Here is a 19,634-nt window from a genome sequence, read left to right as displayed (position 1 = left end):
GTCAGAAATCACCTAACCCAGTCTGCTCGGTCCTCTCGGTCGAGTTCTTGGTCTCGCCTGACGTCGGCTCCCGGCGACGGCCGCTCGAGTCCGACTCCGCGGCGTCAGTGAGTCCAGCGGATGATGTACTCGAGCGATCGCTGGCGGTGGTTTCAGCCGTCGAATCCGCCTGTGGGGCGTCTCGAAGGTGTTCGTAGACGTGCCACAGCGCCCGGCAGTCGTCCTCGCAGTAGGCTTCGTGGCGATCCCACTCGAGCGGCTCCCCGGTTCGGACGAACCGCTGGTAGGCCGCGGCGGTTCGCGCGCCGTCGAGGCCCGTTCCCGCGCCCTCGTAGTCAAGCGCCGATGCGACGTCCTCGAGTGCGTTCGTTCGTCCGGGGAGCAACGCGTTGTCGTTGCCGACGGCCCACAGGTAGAGATCGAACGTGGGAATCGCCTCCCACTCCTCGGCGTAGTACGGGACGTGTTTCGCGATGAACGCCCCGAGGTGGCGGTAGTCGAAGCGCCAGCCGTTCCAGGTGAGCAACGCCCGGTTAGGGTGGATGCCGAACAGCCAGTCACAGAACGCCTCGAGCACCGGGGCCGGATCTGTCGGATCGGTTCGCTCGACGAACGCGCGGTACTCGTCGGTGACAGGGTCGTAGACGCCGACCTGCCAGATGATCGTCGGCGAGAGACCGTCGGTCTCGATGTCGAGACACAGCGGCGGTGTCGACCAGTTCTCACCGGGGAGAGACTCGTCGGTGAGTCGCCGGGGCTCGCCCGTCTCGAGGACCGTCGCGTGCTGGTGGAACGTCCGTGCGCGGTCCCGCCCGACTCCCGGAAGGTCGGCGAGCGTCGCCATAGACGTCTCGAGCACGTCCGCCCGCGTCTGTATCCCCCGGTCGGCGAGTCGGGCGGCCGTCTTCGGGCCAATCCCGGAGACGGCCTCGAGGCCGAAGTCGGTGACGTCGTGAGTATCGGTCCGCTCGACGCCGTCACCGTCGCCGTCGAGAGTCACGAGCGCGACGCCCGTCGATTTGCCGTAGCTCTCGACCGATCCCGCACCACGGACGCGGATCGAAACCGCCTCGTCATCGGTCGAGTCGGAACCGACCAGTGGGTCGTGATCGACGGCTCTTACGGCCCCAGTCGCTGGCTCGAGATGCCACAGTTCGTCGTAGCCGGCCGGCTCACCCCCTGTAAGGACGGTCGAAACGCGCCCGCGCGGGAGCGCACTCGCGAGTGCGTCCGCGCACTCGAGCGTCGTCTCGAGGGCGGTCGGGCGAACGCTGGTCGTGACGTCGTCACAGACGAGCGCGCAAGGTTTCGAGGCGGTGAGTTCTTTTGCGGCCGTTTCGGGGTCTCTCTGGAGCGCTCGTGCGTCGGGAGCGAACGCGACCTCGAGTGTCCGGCCAGTAGTGTCGACCGCCAGCGTCGAGAGCGGGCCGTCGCCCGATTCGAGCGGCGGGTGGACCACCGGCACGTCGAACGCTCGCCGGGCGCGGGCGAACGCCCGAGCATCGCGCGATGGGCCAAGCACCCAGACAGCGTCAGGCTCGAGCGTGGCCGCCATATCCTGCAGGGTCGCCTCCGGACGGTCAGCGAGCACCGACGGCGAAAGCGCCAGCAGGCCAGGGCCGGCTCGAGCGGTCATCGACCGACGGAACGTGCGGGGGGACAATGAGGATTTGGAGAGCGCGGTGAAAGTGATTCCACCGTCACCAGGTCCTCGAAGCGCAGTGTTTTACTCGGGGCTTCGAGTGGCGCGACAATACAACAGTACCTTAGTCGGGGGCTTCGAATGGCGCGACAATGCAACAGTACCTCGAGCTGGTCGAGGCCGCGCTCTCGGGAGGGACCTACAAGCCCAACCGCACCGGCGTCGACACGGTTTCGTCGTTTAGCGAACACTACGAGGTCGACCTCTCGAAGGGCTATCCCCTGCTCACGACCAAAAAGATGGACGGCTATCGGTGGAACTCGATGCTCCACGAGGTCTGCTGGTACCTCTCAGGTCAAGAGCACATCCGAGACCTGCGTGAGGAAACGAAGATCTGGGACGCCTGGGCCGACGATGACGGGCATCTCGATACCGCCTACGGCCGGTTCTGGCGTCGATACCCCATCCCAGCAGCGGAGGCGCGTCTCGAGGGCGAGTCCTGGCCTGAGGCGGCCGACCAGTGGGTCACCGAGGAGGCGGACGGCCGACTGACGTTCGACCAGTTACAGTACGTGGTCGACGGGCTCTCGGACTCGCCGAACTCGCGTCGGTTCGTCGTCAACGCCTGGCACCCCGCGAACGCGGCGGTCTCGACGCTGCCGCCGTGTCACTACACCTTCGTCTTCAACGTCCAGGGCGACCGGCTGAACTGCCATCTCACCCAGCGATCGGGCGACATCGCACTCGGAATCCCGTTCAATATCGCCGCCTACGCGCTTTTGACGACCGTCGTCGCCCAGCAGACGGGCTTCGAACCCGGCACGTTCGCTCACACCGTCGTCGACGCACACGTCTACTGTGGTCGTGGTGACCGCGGCGAGTGGTACGCCGACAACCTCGAGACCCTCCAGGCCCGGCTCGCCGACGTCGACGACCGTGAGGGCTACCTCGCGGTTCGCGAGTGGCTCGAGGCCGAAGCGCCGGCGGAAGCCGAGGGCGACGAGCGTCTCGATCACGTTCCTGGCCTGCTCGAGCAACTCTCGCGCGACCCGCTCGAACGACCGACGCTCGAGGTTGCGAACGTCTCGATCGACGACCTCGCCTACGAGGACGTCGAACTCCTCGGGTACGAGTCCCACGAGGGAATCGCGTTCTCGGTGGCCGAATGAGCGACGACTCGACCCCCAGCGACGCCGCCGGGGAACCGGCACTCGAGACGGGTCGCGAACTCGTCGGTATCGTCGCCGTCGCCGACAACGGCATCATCGGGAAGGACGGCGAGATGCCGTGGCACCTCCCCGAAGACCTCGCCCACTTCAAGCAGACGACGATGGACCACCCCGTCGTCATGGGACGAATCACCTACGAGGGCATCTTAGAGGCCCTCGGCGAACCGCTCCCCGGTCGGACGACGGTCGTCGTGACGACCCGTGACCTCGAGACGCCCGAGAACGCCCTCGTCGCGCACGATCTCGAGGAGGCTCTCGAGCGGGCAGGGAGGGCCGCGCGCGAGCGCCACGACGACGCCTCGCGAATCTTCGTCGCGGGCGGGGCCTCGATTTACGAGCAGTTCCTTCCCGTGCTCGATCGGCTGATCGTCACCGAGATTGACGACGAGCCGGACGGCGACACCGCCTTTCCCGACTGGGACCGGACCGCCTTTCGGGAGGCCAGTCGGGACGACCGCGACGGGTTCGCGTTCGTCGAATACGTTCGCACGAACTGATCGGTGACTGCCGTCCGTCTCGTTGTCTCATTTTTCCACCCGGTGATAAAATAGTCATTAACGATCGGTGCAGATCGGACGGTCGAACCGGTCGGTAGAGCCTGAAACTGATGATATCGGGTTATTCTGTGCGATGCAAAATTTGCCCCGACAAATACGGGGCCGTTGTGACCGCTTCGAACGGTTCTCGGCAGTTTCAAATGTGATGGGTCCATAGCCGCGCATATGTCTACGATGGAGTTCTCGGATGCAATCCGGGAGTTCGAGCACGACGGAGAAACGTACAAAATGGCCGACCTTACGGTCTTAGAGGAGCAGGGCCTCTGTGACCTCGAGAAGCTGCCCGTGAGCATTCGAGTGTTGCTCGAGTCCGTGCTGCGCAACGCTGACGGCGACATGATCGACGCCGACGACGTTCGCGCGGCCGCTTCCTGGGAGCCGGACGTTCCGGATGCCGAAGTGCCGTTTACGGTCTCGCGGGTCGTCCTGCAGGACCTGACCGGTGTGCCAGCAGTCGTCGACCTCGCGGCCCTGCGCTCGGCCGCAGACCGAAAGGGCGTCGACCCGACGGTCGTCGAGCCGGAAGTCCCGTGTGACCTCGTGATCGACCACAGCGTACAGGTCGACCACTTCGGCAGCGACGACGCCTACGAGAAGAACGTCGAGATCGAGTACGAGCGCAACGAAGAGCGATACCGCGCGATCAAGTGGGCCCAGCAGGCGTTCGACGAGTTCAACGTCGTGCCGCCGGGAACGGGGATCGTCCACCAGGTCAACTTAGAACACCTCGGCGAGGTCGTCCACGAGCGTGAGGTCGACGGCGAGCAGTGGCTGGTGCCCGACACGCTCGTCGGTACCGACAGCCACACCCCGATGATCGGCGGTATCGGTGTCGTCGGCTGGGGTGTCGGTGGAATCGAGGCCGAAGCGGCGTTGCTCGGCCAGCCGATCAACATGTCCCTTCCCGAAGTCGTCGGTGTCCGCCTCTCCGGCGATCTGCCTGACGGTGCGACCGCGACGGACCTCGTCCTTCACATCACCGAAAAGCTCCGCGAAGTCGGCGTCGTCGACAAGTTCGTCGAGTTCTTCGGCCCCGGCGTCTCCCAGCTTTCCGTGGCCGACCGAGCGACGATCTCGAACATGGCCCCCGAACAGGGTTCGACCATCAGCATGTTCCCCGTCGACGACAAGACCCTCGAGTACCTCGAACTCACGGGTCGCGACGAAGATCACATCGAACTCATCCGCGAATATCTCGAGGCCCAGGGACTGTTCGGCGAGCAGGACCCCGAATTCACCGAGGTCGTCGAGTTCGATCTCGGCGACGTCGAACCGAGCCTCGCCGGCCACAAGAAGCCCCACCAGCGTATCCCGATGGGCAACCTCGACGAGCACTTCCCGTCCCTGCTCGAAGAGGAAGGCGTTATCGGCCCCGGCGGCGAACCAGCGATCGGCGACGGAAGCGGCGCGGCCGCGGCGGATTCGACCGCCGACGGCCCCGGTCTCGCGCTCGACGAGAAGGTCCCCGTCGAACTCGAGGACGGAACTGAGATCGAAATCGGCCACGGCGATGTCCTCGTCAGCGCGATCACCTCCTGTACGAACACCTCGAACCCGTCCGTGATGGTCGGTGCCGGCCTGCTCGCTCGGAACGCGGCCGAGGCCGGACTCGAGGTACCCGAGTACGTCAAAACCAGCCTTGCACCCGGCAGTCGGGTCGTCACGGAGTATCTCGAGCGCTCCGGGCTGCTCGAGGACCTCGAGGAACTCGGCTACCACGTCGTCGGCTACGGCTGTACGACCTGTATCGGCAACTCCGGACCCCTGCCAGAGCCGATCGAGAACGCGATCGACGAACACGACCTCTGGACGACGAGCGTCCTCTCGGGTAACCGAAACTTCGAGGCCCGCATCCACCCGAAGATCAAAGCGAACTATCTCGCTTCCCCGCCGCTGGTCGTCGCCTACGGTCTCGCAGGTCGGATGGACATCGACCTCGAGGAAGAGCCCATCGGCACGAACGACGATGGCGAGGAAATCTACCTCGAGGACATCTGGCCGGACACGGAGGAAGTCCGCGAGACGATCCACGACAGCATCTCTCCCGAGATGTTCGAGGAGAAGTACGCGAGCGTCTACGAAGGCGACGAGCGCTGGGAAGCTCTCGACGCCCCCGAAGGCGAGGTCTACGACTGGGACTCCGAGTCGACGTACATCCGCGAACCGCCGTTCTTCCAGGACTTCCCGCTCGAAGAACCCGGCGTCGACAACGTCGAGGGCGCTCGCGCGCTGTTGACGCTCGGTGACACCGTCACGACCGACCACATCAGCCCCGCCGGGCCGTTCAGCGAGGACCTGCCCGCCGGCCAGTGGCTCAAAGAGCGCGGCGTCGAACCGTACGAGTTCAACACCTACGGCTCCCGCCGTGGCAACCACGAGGTCATGATGCGTGGCACCTTCGCGAACGTCCGCATCAAAAACGAGCTGCTCGACGGCAAGGAAGGCGGCTACACCATCCACCACCCGACCGACGAGGAGACGACGGTCTTCGACGCCTCCGAACGCTACCGCGAGGAGGACACGCCACTCATCGTCATGGCCGGCGAAGAACTCGGAACCGGCTCGAGCCGTGACTGGGCCGCGAAAGGAACCGACCTGCTCGGTATCCGCGCGACCATCGGCAAGAGCTACGAACGTATCTACCGTGACAACCTCATCGGCATGGGCGTCTTGCCCCTGCAGTTCGACGACGGCGAGGGCTGGGAAGAACTCGGCCTCGAGGGCGACGAGCACTTCGAGATTTCCGGCCTCGAGGACGGCCTCGAGCCAAACGCCGAGTTGACGGTCACGGCCGAAGACGACGACGGCGAGGTCACGGAGTTCACCGTCACCGCACAGGTCGACACGCCGATGGCAGTCGAATACGTCGAGAACGGCGGCGTTCTCCACCTCGTGCTGCGACGCCTGCTCACCGAAGAGCTCGAGTAACGCCGGAGCCCGGTCGCCGGTCCGTCCGGTGGCTGTTCGAGTCCACAGACCCCGCGAGGAAACGCCGTCATATGAGGGGCGTATTCAGTATCTTGTAGCAATCCCTCGTCGTAGTGAACACGTGACCACGCTATCGGGTCAATAGCTAGCACTCGGGGAGAAACCGGCACCGTTGGCAAAAAAGCATATACTGGAGACCGCCCTTTGTCTGTGTGAATGCCGGAATTGGAAATCGTCAGTGGCCACAGAAGTGCGGCTTTCTCACGGAATTCGTGTCCCGAACACTCCCAGTATGACGAGAGGACGGAGGTGTGTGATGTCATTCGGTAACCGATCTGCGGGCGGTAGACTCGAGGATACGACCGAGCGCATCGACACCGACGTCGTCGAAGACATCGACGCGGACGCGGGATACGACAACGCCGAGGCTGCCGAGATACAGGAGTCGCTCGCGGAACTCGGCCAGGGAACTGGTGAGATCAGCGAGCGGCTGGAGGAGATCCACGCCGAAGCGAACGAGCAACACGAGGCGATCATGCACGTCGCCGACGAGACCTCGAGCCTTTCGGCGTCGGTCGAGGAGATCGCCTCCTCGTCGGAGGAAGTCGCCGCAGCGGGCGAGACGGCCCAGGAACTCGCTGAAAACGGCCAGCAGTCGGCTGGGGAAGTCGGCTCGGCGATGGAATCGATTCGCGAGGCCGCAACCGAGGTAACCGAAGACGTCACTGCGATCCAACAGAGCGTCGCGGAGATCGACGAAATCGTCTCGATCATCGACAACATCGCCGATCAGACGAACCTGCTGGCGCTGAACGCCTCGATCGAGGCTGCTCACGCCGACAAGTCAGGCGATGGGTTCGCCGTCGTTGCGAGCGAGGTCAAATCGCTGGCCGAAGACTCCCAGCAGCGAGCCAGCGAGATCGAACGGACGATCCGCGACGTCGAGGAGAAGACCAACGCAGCAGTCACGAGCTTAGACGAGAACAACGAGCGGATCGAACGCGGCATCGACGAGGTCGATCGAGCCGTCGAACATCTCGAGGACATCCACGATGTCGTCGGCGAGGTTTCGGCCGGTATCGACGAGGTCGCCGCTGCGACTGACGAGCAGGCCTCGAGCACCGAAGAGGTCGCGAGCATGGTCGATCAGACGGTCGCCAGTGCGGAGCGTATCGCGACCGACACCGGCGCGATTGCCACCGAAATCGAATCCCAGACCGAACACATCGAGACGATCGACCGAACGCTCGAACACCTCGTCGACGATTTCGCGCCGTCGGCCAGGCCGGTGCAGTAGTCCGGCAACGTCCGGTGTATCACTCGAGCCGGGCCGTTTCTGGCCGTCTACTCCGACCGACTTCTTAGTAACATACCGCGGACTTTTACTATACCTGGCCCTAATCGGGTCATGGATCAGCCCACCGAACGCAACCGCCTCGACGAGGAAGAGAGCCCGTATCTCCGCCAGCACGCGGACAACCCCGTCAACTGGCAGCCCTGGGACGAGCAGGCGCTCGAGGCCGCCCGCGACCGTGACGTCCCGATTTTCCTTTCGATCGGCTACTCGGCGTGTCACTGGTGCCACGTCATGGAAGACGAGAGCTTCGCCGACGGGAACGTCGCCGAGGTAGTAAACGAGAACTTCGTCCCTATCAAGGTCGACCGCGAAGAGCGTCCGGACGTCGATAGTATCTACATGACGGTCTGCCAACTCGTCTCAGGTCGTGGCGGCTGGCCCCTGTCGGCGTGGCTCACCCCCGAGGGCAAGCCCTTCTTCGTGGGGACGTACTTCCCCAGAGAAGCGAAACGGGGCCAGCCCGGTTTTCTCGATCTCTGTCGACGAATCAGCGACTCGTGGGACTCACCCGACGATCGTGCGGAGATGGAACACCGAGCCGACCAGTGGACCAGTGCCGCAAGAGACCGACTCGAGGAGACGCCCGACGCGGTTCGCGGTTCGGCCCCGCCAACTAGCGAGGTACTCGAGCGTGCGGCCGAAGCAGCGCTCAGGACTGCCGACCGCCAGCACGGTGGCTTCGGCTCGAGCGGTCCCAAGTTCCCTCAGCCGTCCCGGTTACAGGTACTCGCCCGGGCGTACGATCGGACCGGGCGCGAGGCGTTCCGCGAGGTGCTCTGTGAGTCGCTGGACGCGATGGTGGCAGGAGGCCTCTACGACCACGTCGGCGGCGGCTTTCACCGGTACTGCGTCGACCGCGACTGGACGGTGCCTCACTTCGAGAAGATGCTGTACGACAATGCCGAGATCCCGCGGGCGCTGCTCACCGGCTACCAGCTCACCGGCGACGAGCGCTATGCCGAGGTGGTCAGAGAGACGCTCGAGTTCGTCGAACGCGAGTTGACCCATCCCGATGGCGGCTTTTTCAGTACGCTCGATGCTCAGAGCGAGGACCCAAAAACGGGCGAGCACGAGGAGGGGGTGTTCTACGTCTGGACGCCCGCGGAGGTCCACGACGTACTCGACGACGAGACGGATGCGGAGCTGTTCTGTGCCCGCTACGACGTCACCGAATCGGGCAACTTCGAGGGGACGAGCCAGCCCAACCGGATTCGACCGATCGATGCCCTGGCCGAGGAGTACGACCTCGCCGAAGCGGCCGTCGAACAACGACTCGAGGACGCTCGAGATGCTCTCTTCGATGCTCGAGCGGAGCGTCCGCGACCGAACCGCGACGAGAAGGTACTGGCGGGCTGGAACGGGCTCCTGATCACGACCTGTGCGGAGGCTGCGCTCTGTCTCGGAGATGATGCGTACACAGAGCAGGCCGTCGACGCGCTCGAGTTCGTCCGAGAGCGACTCTGGGACGACGACGCGAACCGACTCTCGCGGCGGTACAAAGACGGGGACGTCAAGGTCGACGGCTACCTCGAGGATTACGCCTTCCTCGCTCGCGGCGCGCTCGCGTGTTACGAAGCGACCGGCGAGGTTGAGTACCTCGCGTTCGCACTCGAGCTGGGTCGAGTCATCGAGGTCGAGTTCTGGGATGCCGACCGCGAAACGCTGTATTTCACCCCTGAAAGTGGCGAGTCGCTGGTCACCCGTCCACAGGAGCTGTCGGACCAGTCGACTCCGTCGGCGACCGGCGTTGCCGTCGAGACGCTGCTGTCTCTCGATGGGTTCACGAGCGACGACTTCGAGTCGATCGCCTCGGCTGTCCTCGAGACCCACGCCAACCGCCTCGAGTCGAACGCGTTCGAACACGCGACGCTCTGTCTCGCGGCCGACCGGCTCGAGGCCGGGCCCGTCGAGATCACCGTCGCCGCCGAAAGTCCACCTGAACCGTGGCAGGATGCGTTCGCCACGCGGTACGTTTCCGGCCGACTGTTCGCACATCGGCCGCCGACGGACGACGGCCTCGAGGCCTGGCTCGGCGAACTCGGTCTCGAGGACGCCCCGCCGATCTGGGCCGGCCGGGAGGCCCGCGACGGCGAACCGACACTGTACGTCTGTCGCGGGCGGACCTGTTCGGCGCCGACCCACGACGTCGAGACGGCGCTCGAGTGGCTCGAGGGGGACGATCCGGCAGACGCCCCGTTCTGACGGTCCACCCACTCGGTCGAAGCGGCCAGTGCGGTATCGGTGAGTCGAACGGTCACGAGTTCGTGTCGCCGTTCGGTCGTTTACCGGTCGCTGACAGGCACGTACATTTATACCGATACCGAGATACCGTACGGCCATCGAAATGGATTCTCTAGAGACGGTCGAAACGGGAGTGGCGGGCCTCGACGAGATTCTTTTCGGTGGGGTCGTGATGGGACGGCTCTACCTCGTTGTTGGACGACCTGGAACGGGGAAGACGCTTCTGGGAATCGAGTTTCTACGAACCGGTCTCGAAAACGACGAGACCGTCCTCTTCGTCCACGGTGAAGAGTCGGAGACGGAGATTCATGCGAACGCCTCGAGTTTCGGGATCGATCTCTCTGCTGCTGAGTTTCTCGATCTGGGACCCGACTCTGATTTCTTCGAGGGTAACCAGTCATACGATCTGGTCGATACGCGAGACATCGAATCCGATCAGTTCATCGAGGACATTCGGGACGCGATCGAGGAGATCAATCCCGATCGGGTGCTTCTGGATCCGATCTCACAACTCCAGTACATCGAGCCCTCGGAGTACCAGTTTCGCAAACGGCTGATCTCGTTCATGCGATTTCTGAAGGGGCGCGGAACCACGGTCATCGCGACCCAGACGCCATCGAAATCCCGAAGCGACAACGAGATTCGCTCGCTCAGCGACGGGATAATCGAACTCGAGCGCGGCGAAGGTGGACGACGAGTATCGGTTCCGAAACACCGGGGGATCGGCCAGCAGGACGGCACCCACGGGCTCGAAATTCGCGAAGACGGGCTCGCCGTCTATCCGAGTCTGATCCCCGACCAGTTCGAACGAGAGTTCATCCCCACACAGATCACCTCCGGCATCGACGAGCTCGATACGATGCTCGGGGGTGGCCTCGAGCGGGGAACGGCGACGTTCATCAGCGGCCCGACGGGCGTCGGTAAGACCACGACCGGAACGCAGTTTCTCGCTGCGGCGGCCGAACAGGGTGGATCTCCCGTTGCCTACCTCTTCGAGGAGTCACCCAAAACGTTCGTCTACCGGTCCGAGTCGACCGGTACGCCGCTGTCCGACCTCGAGGCGGACGGCGCACTCTCGATCGAGGCCGTCGAACCGCTCTCACTCTCGGCTGAAGAGTTCGCCCAGCGAGTCAAGATGCAGGTCGACGTCCACGGGTCGGAGGTCGTGATGATCGACGGCGTCGACGGATACAAGGTCGCGATCCAGGGTGACGAGGAGGCACTCGGTCGGAAGCTCCACGGTCTCATCCGCTATCTCAAGAGCCGAGACGTCACCGTCTTACTCCTCGACGAAACCGAGCAGGTGACCGGGATGCCGAGTGCGAGCAGCGCCAACATCAGTTACATCGCCGACAACATCCTCTTACTCAACTACATCGAGCAAGGCGGTGAGCTACGCAAGGGGATCGGCGTCCTGAAAAAACGAGCCAGCGATTTCGAACGGACCATGCGCGAGTTTCAGATCACGTCCGACGGAATCGTCGTCGGCGAGCCCTTAACCGACGTCGAGGGTATCCTCGAGGGAACGCCGCGGTGGACCGGCGACGGCCGATAGAACGACGTGCCGTCCTGACCGAAACGAGCCATGACAGGTGTTCGGTTCCAAACTGCTCTCCGTACCAGTCAAGTCGACCGACGACGTGTCGTCGCGACTGGTATCCGACGAATGGGCCGTTTTTCCCCGGTGAGCGCCGATGAGTGATCGCGGGATGATCCAGCTGCTCGTCGACGACGACGCGAACAGAGACGCCCTGGCCGAACTCCTCGAAGCACGATACGACGTGACGACGGACCGAAACGAACTGACCGGCGACCTCTTGCTCGTGGACGATCGATCGTTTTCGCGGTATCGTGACCGGATCACCGAGTTGAAAGACGACGCTCCATCCTCGTTTAGGCCGGTCGTCCTCGTTCGACGTCCCGAGACGCGACTGGACCCGTCGCTTCTCGAAGAGCGTTCGGACGGTGGTAATCCGCTCGTCGACGACGTCGTCGGGGCTCCCGTTCAACAGGTCGTCCTCTTTCGGCGGCTCTCGAATCTGCTCGTTCGTCGGAAACAGTTCGAGCAACTCGAGGCCCAAAACGAGCGCCTAGAGGAGTTCGCAAGCGTTGTGACCCACGACCTTCGAAATCCGCTCCAGGTCGCGAAGGGACGACTCGACCTCCTCGAACCGTCCGTTTCCGCGGCCGACAGAGAGCAGCTCGAAATCGTCGCGGAGTCACTCGATCGGATGGAGTCGATCGTCGACACCGTCCTCGCACAGGCCCGGAACGGGTTGACGACCGACCGCAGTGAACTCCACCTCCGGTCCGTCGTCAGGGACGCCTGGTCGGTCATCGAGGCCCCCGACGCGTCCCTGATCGAACCCGACGGTGAATCCGTTGTCGTCGCCGATCCCGACCACCTCCTGACGGCGTTCGAGAACCTGTTTCGAAACGCGGTCGAACACGCTGGCGACGACGTGACGATCGACGTCGGCGTCCTCGAGTCGGGCGTGTACATCGCCGACGACGGCCCTGGGATCGACCCATCGGATCGTGAGAACGTCCTCGAGCGGGGCTACTCGGGGACCGGTGGCGGGACGGGCCTCGGGCTCGACATCGTTGCGAACGCCGTCGAGGCCCACGGCTGGGAGCTGACGATCACCGAGAGCGATGCCGGTGGCGCTCGATTCGAGATTACGGGCGTCGAACGGCCAGACCCCGATCGCTAACGGCGGCTCGCGGGTGCAGGGAACGACATCTCGGAACGAAAACGGCAGTCGGCCTCGATCAGTCGTCGTCGAGTGCGTCCTCGAGCTGTTCGGCCACCCAGATCGCCGGCGGGAGATCCTCTTTCTCGACGAATCGGACGACTTCCTCACCATCGTCTTCGTCTGGCCCGTCGGAGACGCGCTCGACGACGATCGTCGGGATGTACTCGATGCCGTATTCGTCGACGCCGGGGCCCTGTTTGTCCTGGTCGACAGCGATCTCCTCGATGTTGTCGTCGGGGACGCCGGCCGCCTCGAGCGCCGCGCCGAAGTCGGGCAGGAGTTTTCGGCAGTCCTTGCACCAGTCGCCGCCCCAGACCTTGTAGACGAGGTCGTCGGCGTGTGCTTCGAGCGTGGCGACGGCGTCCTCGTAGGATGCGGCGTCCCAGGTGGGGTTCGGTTGCATGGTCTCGAGACTCATACCCACGCGTTACGGATCGAGTGGCTTAACAGCCGTGTTTCCGACGTCCTCTTACTCGAAACACTGGAACTCGACGGTTCGGCCCTCGGGATCGGCGGCGAAGAACTGGTAGATGTCGTAGGTCTCGTTGAACCGTGGCTCGTCGTCCGCGAGAGCGGCCAGTCGCTCGTACATCGCGTCGACGCCGTCACGATCCTCGAAGACGAACGTGACGATGCCCTCGAGGTCGGCCGACTCCCGGTCACAGAAGCCAAAGCGAAAGTCGCCAGCCTCGAGAATCGTACAGTCGGGCTGCTCGAGCCAGACGTCGGCGCCCAGGTCGCGGTAGAACGCGATCACCTCGTCGTGGCGTTCCGTCCGGAAGAAGACGATGCCGTCCATAGGCGAGACATCTCGGCCAGCCGAGATAAGCTACCCGCTCTTTAGCGCAGATGCCACTCGAGTCCACACTCCTTGTCGACCCCACACTCCCTGTGGTCCCTACACCGGCACGTCCTGCCTCCGTCCAGCACGGGTTTACGTCTCGACTCCATACTGATGGGCAATGAAAGGGAGTATCCTGGATACGATCGGCTCGCCGCTCGTCCAGGTCGACTCGCCGGAGGGGGCGACCGTCGCTGCGAAGATCGAGTCGTTCAACCCCGGCGGCTCGGCCAAGGATCGGCCGGCCATGGAGATGATTCGGACGGCCGAACGCGAGGGGCGGATCGAACCCGGCGACCGGCTCGTCGAACCGACCAGCGGCAACACGGGGATCGGGCTGGCGCTGGTCGCCGCCGCCCGCGACTACGACCTGACGATCGTCATGCCGGCGGACAAGTCCGAAGAACGCCAGCAGATTATGGCAGCCTACGGTGCCGACCTCGAACTGATCGACGGCGACATGACCGACGCCCGTGAGCGAGCCGACGAACTCGAGGCCGAAGGAGCGACCCAGCTCGGCCAGTTCGAGAACCCGGCGAACCCGGCGGCTCACTACCGAACGACGGGTGCCGAGATCGTCGAACAGGTCGATAATCGCGAGGTCGACGCCTTCGTCGCTGGCGTTGGAACCGGGGGCACGCTCTCGGGGATCGGCAGACGGCTTCGCGAGGCGTTTCCGGACGTCGAGATCGTCGCCGTCGAACCGGAGCGAAACCCCGTCCTCTCGACTGGCGAGTCAGGGGACGACGATTTTCAGGGGATGGGACCTGGGTTCGTCAGCGACAACCTCGATGTGGATCTGATCGACCGCGTCGAAACCGTCCGACTCGAGGACGCAGAAGACGAGTGTCGACGGCTCGCTCGCGAGGAAGGCATCCTCGTCGGTCAGTCGAGCGGCGCGATGAGTCTGGTCTCCCAGCAGGTTGCCCGTGAGATTGCCGAACCCGACCGGGAGTGCCCCGAGATACCAGGGACGTTTGATTCAGCCCCCACGCCCGAGGCCGACGGCGGCGAGGTCGCCGAAGACTGTCCGCTCGTCGTCACCGTCTTCTGGGACAGCGGCGAACGATACCTCTCGACGGGACTGTTCGACTGAACACAGCGTTACTACGACCCTGGGTCGGTACCGCTCGCGTCGCTTCTCTCCTCACGTGTACTCGGCTTCGGTCACCCGAACGACGAGCGTCTCCTCGACGTCGCAGAGATCGTACGCGGGGAGTTCACCACCCGCCCGTCGCACGTACAGTGGTTCGACGAGGCGCTGGCTCGCAAAGGAGGCGGTTGTGCCTGCGTCCGAGTCGTTGGCGTCTCGAGCGTCGCCCTCGTCGTCGGCCTCCCGGTCGACGTCGGACTCTCCCGTCTCCGTCGCAGCGTCGACGCGCTCGAGCCCATATATCTTACAGAACTCGCCGGTCTCGTCGGGATCGACGTCGCCGTTTCGCAGCTCTCGAGCGAGCGCTCGTGAGAGCCACTCGTCGTCGCTAACGGAGGGCTCGAGGACGAGCGCTTCGTCGACGAAGCGGGTGAGATACCACTGGAGGTCGTTCAGCAGGGAGACGGCAGCGCCGACACTGACGGTACGGACCGAAAGCGAGTTCTCGAACGGGCGGGTGAGGTCGTACGTCGCCAGCGCTTCGCGCGAGGTCTCCCGGGAGAGGAGTTCGTACTGGAGATTGCAGTCGTCGTTCCCGATGAGACAGACGCGGGTCACTGTGGAGTGGTCTGTGCGAATCCCTATTGGTGGTTTCGTCTCACAGTCGCTGGATGCCGACCGTATCAGGGATCTACCAGTTCCGCGTTCGCCGCGGCCGCTGCGGCGCGCTCGAACAGGTCGTCGGGTTCGTTCTCGAGCAACGGCTCGAGTCGGGCGTTGGTTTCGACGCGGTTCGGCGCGACCCGGTTGCAGCCGGCGTTGATCGTCGCCTGCGAAAAGGTACCGATCTTGCGAGCCTGGGCGACGATATCCTGTTTGTCACGGGTGAGCAACGGACGATGGATCGGCAGATCGGTGGCACGACTCGTTACACCGAGGTTCTGGATCGTCTGGCTCGACTTCTGGCCGACGGCCTCCCCGGTGACGATGCCGTGGGCGTCGATTCGGTCTGCCAGCTCCTCCGCGATCCGAAAGAAGAATCGTCGCAGCGACAGCATCCGGCCGTTCTCCATCTCGCGGACCAGCAGGTCGACCGTTTCTCCACCTGGGACTTTGTAGACCGGCATGTCGACGTTCGGCGCGTATTTCGAGAGCGTCCGTACCGCCTCCATCGCCCGCGCCTCGTGGTCGACCCCCCCGTACGCCCCGAGATCGACGTACACCGGGATGACTGGGCTCCCACGTCGCATCAGTTCGTACGCCGCGACGGGCGAATCGATCCCGCCGCTGATCAGTGCGATCACACGCTCCTGGGTGCCGAGCGGGAGCCCCCCCGGTCCCGACACCTGCTCGAGGTAGAGAAACGTCGCGTCTTCGCGGACCTCGATCCCGAAGGTGAGGTCGGGATCGTCGAGATCGACTGCCGGTTCGAACTCGTCTTCGACGGCCTCCCAGATGACGGTGCCACCCTCTCGAGCCAGGTCCTCGCTGTCGTAGGGCAGCTCCCTGTACGCTCGCCGAGCGTCGACCGCGAACGTCCCCCCATCGTAACACTCGCGGGCGATCTCGTCGAGGGCCTCGAGGATCTGTGCCTTCTCGGTGCTGACGGTTCGACAGGCGCTCGCCGAGACGACGCCGAACGTCTCGGCCGCGGCGTCGGTCGCCGCTGCGACGGCGTCTTCGGTGGTGTGGATCAACGGCCGATTCCAGCGGTGTTGGACGTCGCCGGGAATAACCCGGTCGGCCAGCAGGGCCTCGACGTTCTCGACGAGCAGGCCCTCCATCTGCCGTTTGACGTGGGCGCTCTTGGTGTTTAAGTCCCCGTGGCGAACGAGGACGGTATCGGCTCCGGGGGGATGCATGACCGGTGATAGACGACTGCGCCTATAAGGGGGTTACGAGGGGACCGGCAGCGAGCCGAACACACAGCCGACGTCGGGCCCGCAGTTAGTCGACATCGACGGACCACAGGTCGGCGAGTTGAACCAACCCCGGTAGGGATCGATGTGGCTGCTCGAGGACGGCCGGTCGGAACGATCCGTGGTCCGGGTTAGAAGGTCGTGAGTTCGCCGTCGATCACGCTGCGAGTGATCTCGGTGACGTTCGACAGTTCGGCGTCGACGATCGTTTCGATCTCGGCTTCGACGTCGCCGAGGGCGACGCCGTCTTCGGTAACGACGTGGACGTCAGCGACGTGGGGCTGGTCGATCGGACGGCCGATCTGGCTGAGCAGTCGGACGCGCAGGTCACGGATGCCGTCGACCTCGCTGACGACTTCCTCGGCGATCTTCGTCGAGAGAAGGTTGTAGATCTTGCCGATGTGGTTGACGGGGTTCTTGCCGCTGGTGGCCTCCATCGACATCGAGCGATTGGGCGTGATCAGACCGTTGGCGCGGTTGCCCCGGCCGACGGAGCCGTCATCACCCTGTTCGGCGGAGGTGCCGGTGACGGTGAGGTAGATCGAGCCCTCGTCGTAGTCGTCGGCCGTGTTTACGTGGACCGTCACGTCGCGGTCGGTGTGTTCGTTCGCGACCGTCTCGACGAATTCGCGGACGGATTCGACGGCGTCTTTGTACGCGTCCATATCGGGAACGTACTTGTCGACCATCGCGGCCGCGACGGTGACGTCGATCTCGTCACCCTCGCGTTTGCCCATGATCTTCACGTCCGGGCCCAGGTAGGGGTTCTCCTCGACGAACTCGCCGTTCAGTCGCGATTCGGCGTCCTGGACGATCCGTTCGGTCTCGGTCAGTGGCGCGTGGCCGACACCGAAGCTGGTGTCGTTTGCCATCGGAACGCTCACTTCGTCCTCGCCGAAGACTTCCTGTAGATCACCGCTTCCCTCACCGAGTTTCACGTCGACGATGACGTCCTCGCCGTACTCGAGTTGTGGGATGGTTTCCTCGATGTATTTTCGGGCGGCAGTCAGCGCGATCCGCTCGGCCGGGATGGTCTGGCCCTCGTAGTGTTTGGTCGCACGGCCGACAATTAGCAGGTAGATCGGATCGACGACCTCGCCACCGCCGAACGCGGGTGCGGCCTCACCGGCGACGAGCTGTGTCTCGTCCGTGTTGAAGTGCAGTACCTTGCCGACGCGGTCGAGATACGCACGGGCGAGCGCCCCAGCGACGCTCTCGGCGATTCCATCACAGATCGAGTCCGGGTGACCGATCCCTTTTCGCTCGACGATTTCGACCTCCTGATCCTCGACTGCTTGCCGGTCGATCGGCTCGACCCGAATGTTCCGTTCGCTCATTGACGGGGATAGAGCGTTCGAGGTTCTATAACTTGCGGAAACATAATCCGTCAGAAAATACCCCGTAGTAATCCACCACCGGTCGAAACGCGGCTCGATCACCGCTTACGACTCAAGCAGTAGCTCCAGATACGAGGTCCGGCGCTGATCGTCCGGGTCGAGCCCGAGACGCTCGAGGACGTCGAACGCGCCCTCGCGAGCCGACTCGAAGTCGGCCTCCCGGTTGACCTCGGTTTCGACTTCGACGAACTCGCCGACGCCGTCGACGGCGTCGAGCGTGACAGTGTACCCCTCGAGGGCGAACCGGTCGCGCTCTTTGCGGACTGTTTCGACGGGTTCGAATCCCAGATTCGCCAGGACGGCCGCCATCGTCTCTCCGTCTCCAACCGCCGTCTCGAACTCCTCGCGACTCTTCGAGTCGCTATCGAGAAGCGGCCCCTTGTACGTGATTCGCGTCTCTTCGCCGGTCTCGTCGGGACGTGACTCCACTCGCAGGCGCAGAGCCTCGTCCGTCTCTGGAAACGACCGATGTGGCGCGTCGTAGTAGGTGTCAGCCTGCATGACCCGGCCAACCTCAGTCGCCTCGAGGGCTGTGAGACGCGATCGAACCCGCTCCAGGTCCGCGGGTACTTTCACTTCGACCTCGTACATGCCCGAGAAGACGGCTGGCTGGAGTAAGTATCGGTCGCTCTCGCTCGAAAACGTCGTACTTAAATGTAGACGGGCGGACGTACCACGTATGACCGAGGAACAGGAGGCCGACCTAGACGACCAGGCCGATGACGTCGAAGAAGAAGTAGCTGAAGACGAATCCGAAGACGCCGAAACGGAAGCCGACGGGCTTCAACACGGCGACTTCGTCGAACTCGAGTACACCGCCTACACCGTCGAGGGTGAACAGCTGGTCGACACGACCGACCCCGACGTCGCCGAGGAAGAAGGCGTCGACGCCCAGGGCCAGGAGTTCAAGCCGCGGACGATCGTCCTCGGCGAGGGCCACATCTTCGAGGACGTCGAAGACGCCGTCGTCGGCAGTGCGGTCGGCGACGAGGGTACCGTGACGATCACTGCCGAGGACGCCTTCGGCGAGTACGACCCCGACAACGTCCAGACTGTCAGCGCCGAAAAGATCGATGAGGACGACCGCTACCCCGGTGCGAACGTGCAGGTCGACGGCCAGCAGGGCTACATCAGCACGATCATCGGCGGCCGCGCCCGTGTCGACTTCAACCACCCGCTGGCCGGCGAAGACGTCGAGTACGAGTACGAGATCGTCGGTGCCGTCGACGACCGCGAGGAGCAGACTGCCGGCCTCTTCGAGATGTACCTCGGCTTCGAGCCCGAACTCTGGATCGAGACCGAGGAAGTCGAAGAGGAAGTCCCCGTCGAGCCTGACGAGGACGATGACGACGACGCCGAACCCGAGTTCGAGACGGAGGTCGTCGAGAAAGAGACGATCTACCTCGAGGCCGAGCCCCAGATGACCATGAACCAGCAGTGGATGATGGGCAAACAGCAGATCGGCCAAGAGATCATCGACAAGGTCGGCGTCGACCGTATCGTCGTCCAGGAAGTCATCGAGGGCATGGGCGACATGGGCCTCGGCGGCATGATGGGCGGCATGGGCGGCGGCGACCTCGAAGCCGCACTCGAGGACGCTGACGTCGACGCCGACGAGATCGTCGAAGAACTCGAAGGCGACGAGTAACGCCGACCTCGAGTCCACAGTCGAAC

The 19,634-nt window shown here is 64.1% G+C and carries 16 protein-coding genes; 9 read left to right on the top strand and 7 right to left on the bottom strand.

The features are described from left to right. Nucleotide 1: 1 nt before the first annotated feature. Nucleotides 2-1,636: a ribonuclease H-like domain-containing protein gene (locus AArc1_RS10750; protein ID WP_117364367.1), complete on the bottom strand. Its 1,635-nt coding sequence runs from the start codon at nucleotides 1,634-1,636 to the stop codon at nucleotides 2-4. Between the two features lie 158 nt (nucleotides 1,637-1,794). Here AArc1_RS10750 and thyA point away from each other — a divergent pair, with 158 nt between their 5' ends. From thyA to AArc1_RS10715, 7 genes are all read left to right on the top strand, one after another. Then, the gene (gene thyA / locus AArc1_RS10745; RefSeq protein ID WP_117364366.1) at nucleotides 1,795-2,811 is read left to right on the top strand and encodes a thymidylate synthase; all 1,017 of its coding nucleotides are present in this window, start codon (nucleotides 1,795-1,797) and stop codon (nucleotides 2,809-2,811) included. Continuing rightward, entirely contained in the window at nucleotides 2,808-3,368 is a 561-nt protein-coding gene (locus AArc1_RS10740) for a dihydrofolate reductase (protein ID WP_117364365.1), read from the top strand. Before thyA ends, AArc1_RS10740 begins: the two co-directional genes overlap by 4 nt. A gap of 225 nt (nucleotides 3,369-3,593) precedes the next feature. Further along, nucleotides 3,594-6,356, top strand: coding sequence for an aconitate hydratase AcnA (gene acnA / locus AArc1_RS10735; RefSeq protein ID WP_117364364.1), 2,763 nt, complete (start codon nucleotides 3,594-3,596; stop codon nucleotides 6,354-6,356). Between the two features lie 316 nt (nucleotides 6,357-6,672). Further along, entirely contained in the window at nucleotides 6,673-7,653 is a 981-nt protein-coding gene (locus AArc1_RS10730) for a methyl-accepting chemotaxis protein (RefSeq protein ID WP_117364363.1), read from the top strand. A gap of 111 nt (nucleotides 7,654-7,764) precedes the next feature. After that, entirely contained in the window at nucleotides 7,765-9,915 is a 2,151-nt protein-coding gene (locus tag AArc1_RS10725; protein ID WP_117364362.1) for a thioredoxin domain-containing protein, read from the top strand. Nucleotides 9,916-10,057: 142 nt separating this feature from the next. After that, nucleotides 10,058-11,509: an ATPase domain-containing protein gene (locus AArc1_RS10720; protein WP_117364361.1), complete on the top strand. Its 1,452-nt coding sequence runs from the start codon at nucleotides 10,058-10,060 to the stop codon at nucleotides 11,507-11,509. Between the two features lie 139 nt (nucleotides 11,510-11,648). Next, on the top strand, nucleotides 11,649-12,668 hold the full coding sequence (locus AArc1_RS10715; protein WP_117364360.1) for a sensor histidine kinase: 1,020 nt from the start codon (nucleotides 11,649-11,651) through the stop codon (nucleotides 12,666-12,668). 58 nt (nucleotides 12,669-12,726) lie between these two features. Here the strand turns inward: AArc1_RS10715 and AArc1_RS10710 are convergent, their stop codons facing one another. Together AArc1_RS10710 and AArc1_RS10705 are read right to left on the bottom strand one after the other, a co-directional pair. After that, entirely contained in the window at nucleotides 12,727-13,128 is a 402-nt protein-coding gene (locus AArc1_RS10710; RefSeq protein ID WP_117364359.1) for a TlpA family protein disulfide reductase, read from the bottom strand. Between the two features lie 51 nt (nucleotides 13,129-13,179). Beyond that, nucleotides 13,180-13,509: a VOC family protein gene (locus tag AArc1_RS10705; RefSeq protein WP_117364358.1), complete on the bottom strand. Its 330-nt coding sequence runs from the start codon at nucleotides 13,507-13,509 to the stop codon at nucleotides 13,180-13,182. Nucleotides 13,510-13,672: 163 nt separating this feature from the next. On the opposite strand from AArc1_RS10705, the gene AArc1_RS10700 reads away from it, so the two are divergent. Next, entirely contained in the window at nucleotides 13,673-14,647 is a 975-nt protein-coding gene (locus AArc1_RS10700; RefSeq protein WP_117364357.1) for a PLP-dependent cysteine synthase family protein, read from the top strand. Between the two features lie 51 nt (nucleotides 14,648-14,698). On the opposite strand, the gene AArc1_RS10695 is transcribed toward AArc1_RS10700, so the two are convergent. From AArc1_RS10695 to cyaB, 4 genes are all read right to left on the bottom strand, one after another. After that, a complete protein-coding gene (locus tag AArc1_RS10695; protein ID WP_117364356.1) occupies nucleotides 14,699-15,262 on the bottom strand; it encodes a DUF5804 family protein in 564 nt (187 codons plus the stop codon). Nucleotides 15,263-15,327: 65 nt separating this feature from the next. Further along, entirely contained in the window at nucleotides 15,328-16,506 is a 1,179-nt protein-coding gene (locus tag AArc1_RS10690; protein ID WP_117364355.1) for a tRNA sulfurtransferase, read from the bottom strand. A gap of 188 nt (nucleotides 16,507-16,694) precedes the next feature. After that, a complete protein-coding gene (locus AArc1_RS10685; protein ID WP_117364354.1) occupies nucleotides 16,695-17,900 on the bottom strand; it encodes a methionine adenosyltransferase in 1,206 nt (401 codons plus the stop codon). Between the two features lie 105 nt (nucleotides 17,901-18,005). Continuing rightward, nucleotides 18,006-18,551, bottom strand: coding sequence for a class IV adenylate cyclase (gene cyaB, locus AArc1_RS10680; protein ID WP_117364353.1), 546 nt, complete (start codon nucleotides 18,549-18,551; stop codon nucleotides 18,006-18,008). Nucleotides 18,552-18,639: 88 nt separating this feature from the next. On the opposite strand from cyaB, the gene AArc1_RS10675 reads away from it, so the two are divergent. Next, nucleotides 18,640-19,608 (top strand): FKBP-type peptidyl-prolyl cis-trans isomerase, encoded by a 969-nt coding sequence (locus tag AArc1_RS10675; RefSeq protein WP_117365867.1) that lies wholly within the window; start codon nucleotides 18,640-18,642, stop codon nucleotides 19,606-19,608. Nucleotides 19,609-19,634 lie beyond the last annotated feature (26 nt).

The organism is Natrarchaeobaculum sulfurireducens (genome assembly GCF_003430825.1).
Classification (GTDB): Archaea; Halobacteriota; Halobacteria; order Halobacteriales; family Natrialbaceae; genus Natrarchaeobaculum; species Natrarchaeobaculum sulfurireducens.
This window is presented reverse-complemented; position numbering and strand designations above follow the sequence as displayed.

What these genes read in the sequence shown, in the direction of transcription:
- AArc1_RS10690 (WP_117364355.1), bottom strand. Translation starts at nt 16,506, where the DNA reads ATGCATCCCCCCGGAGCCGATACCGTCCTCGTTCGCCACGGGGACTTA.
- AArc1_RS10700 (WP_117364357.1), top strand. Translation starts at nt 13,673, where the DNA reads ATGAAAGGGAGTATCCTGGATACGATCGGCTCGCCGCTCGTCCAGGTC.
- AArc1_RS10710 (WP_117364359.1), bottom strand. Translation starts at nt 13,128, where the DNA reads ATGAGTCTCGAGACCATGCAACCGAACCCCACCTGGGACGCCGCATCC.
- AArc1_RS10730 (WP_117364363.1), top strand. Translation starts at nt 6,673, where the DNA reads ATGTCATTCGGTAACCGATCTGCGGGCGGTAGACTCGAGGATACGACC.
- AArc1_RS10725 (WP_117364362.1), top strand. Translation starts at nt 7,765, where the DNA reads ATGGATCAGCCCACCGAACGCAACCGCCTCGACGAGGAAGAGAGCCCG.
- AArc1_RS10705 (WP_117364358.1), bottom strand. Translation starts at nt 13,509, where the DNA reads ATGGACGGCATCGTCTTCTTCCGGACGGAACGCCACGACGAGGTGATC.
- thyA (WP_117364366.1), top strand. Translation starts at nt 1,795, where the DNA reads ATGCAACAGTACCTCGAGCTGGTCGAGGCCGCGCTCTCGGGAGGGACC.
- AArc1_RS10750 (WP_117364367.1), bottom strand. Translation starts at nt 1,636, where the DNA reads ATGACCGCTCGAGCCGGCCCTGGCCTGCTGGCGCTTTCGCCGTCGGTG.
- AArc1_RS10720 (WP_117364361.1), top strand. Translation starts at nt 10,058, where the DNA reads ATGGATTCTCTAGAGACGGTCGAAACGGGAGTGGCGGGCCTCGACGAG.
- AArc1_RS10740 (WP_117364365.1), top strand. Translation starts at nt 2,808, where the DNA reads ATGAGCGACGACTCGACCCCCAGCGACGCCGCCGGGGAACCGGCACTC.
- acnA (WP_117364364.1), top strand. Translation starts at nt 3,594, where the DNA reads ATGTCTACGATGGAGTTCTCGGATGCAATCCGGGAGTTCGAGCACGAC.
- AArc1_RS10675 (WP_117365867.1), top strand. Translation starts at nt 18,640, where the DNA reads ATGACCGAGGAACAGGAGGCCGACCTAGACGACCAGGCCGATGACGTC.
- cyaB (WP_117364353.1), bottom strand. Translation starts at nt 18,551, where the DNA reads ATGTACGAGGTCGAAGTGAAAGTACCCGCGGACCTGGAGCGGGTTCGA.
- AArc1_RS10715 (WP_117364360.1), top strand. Translation starts at nt 11,649, where the DNA reads ATGAGTGATCGCGGGATGATCCAGCTGCTCGTCGACGACGACGCGAAC.
- AArc1_RS10685 (WP_117364354.1), bottom strand. Translation starts at nt 17,900, where the DNA reads ATGAGCGAACGGAACATTCGGGTCGAGCCGATCGACCGGCAAGCAGTC.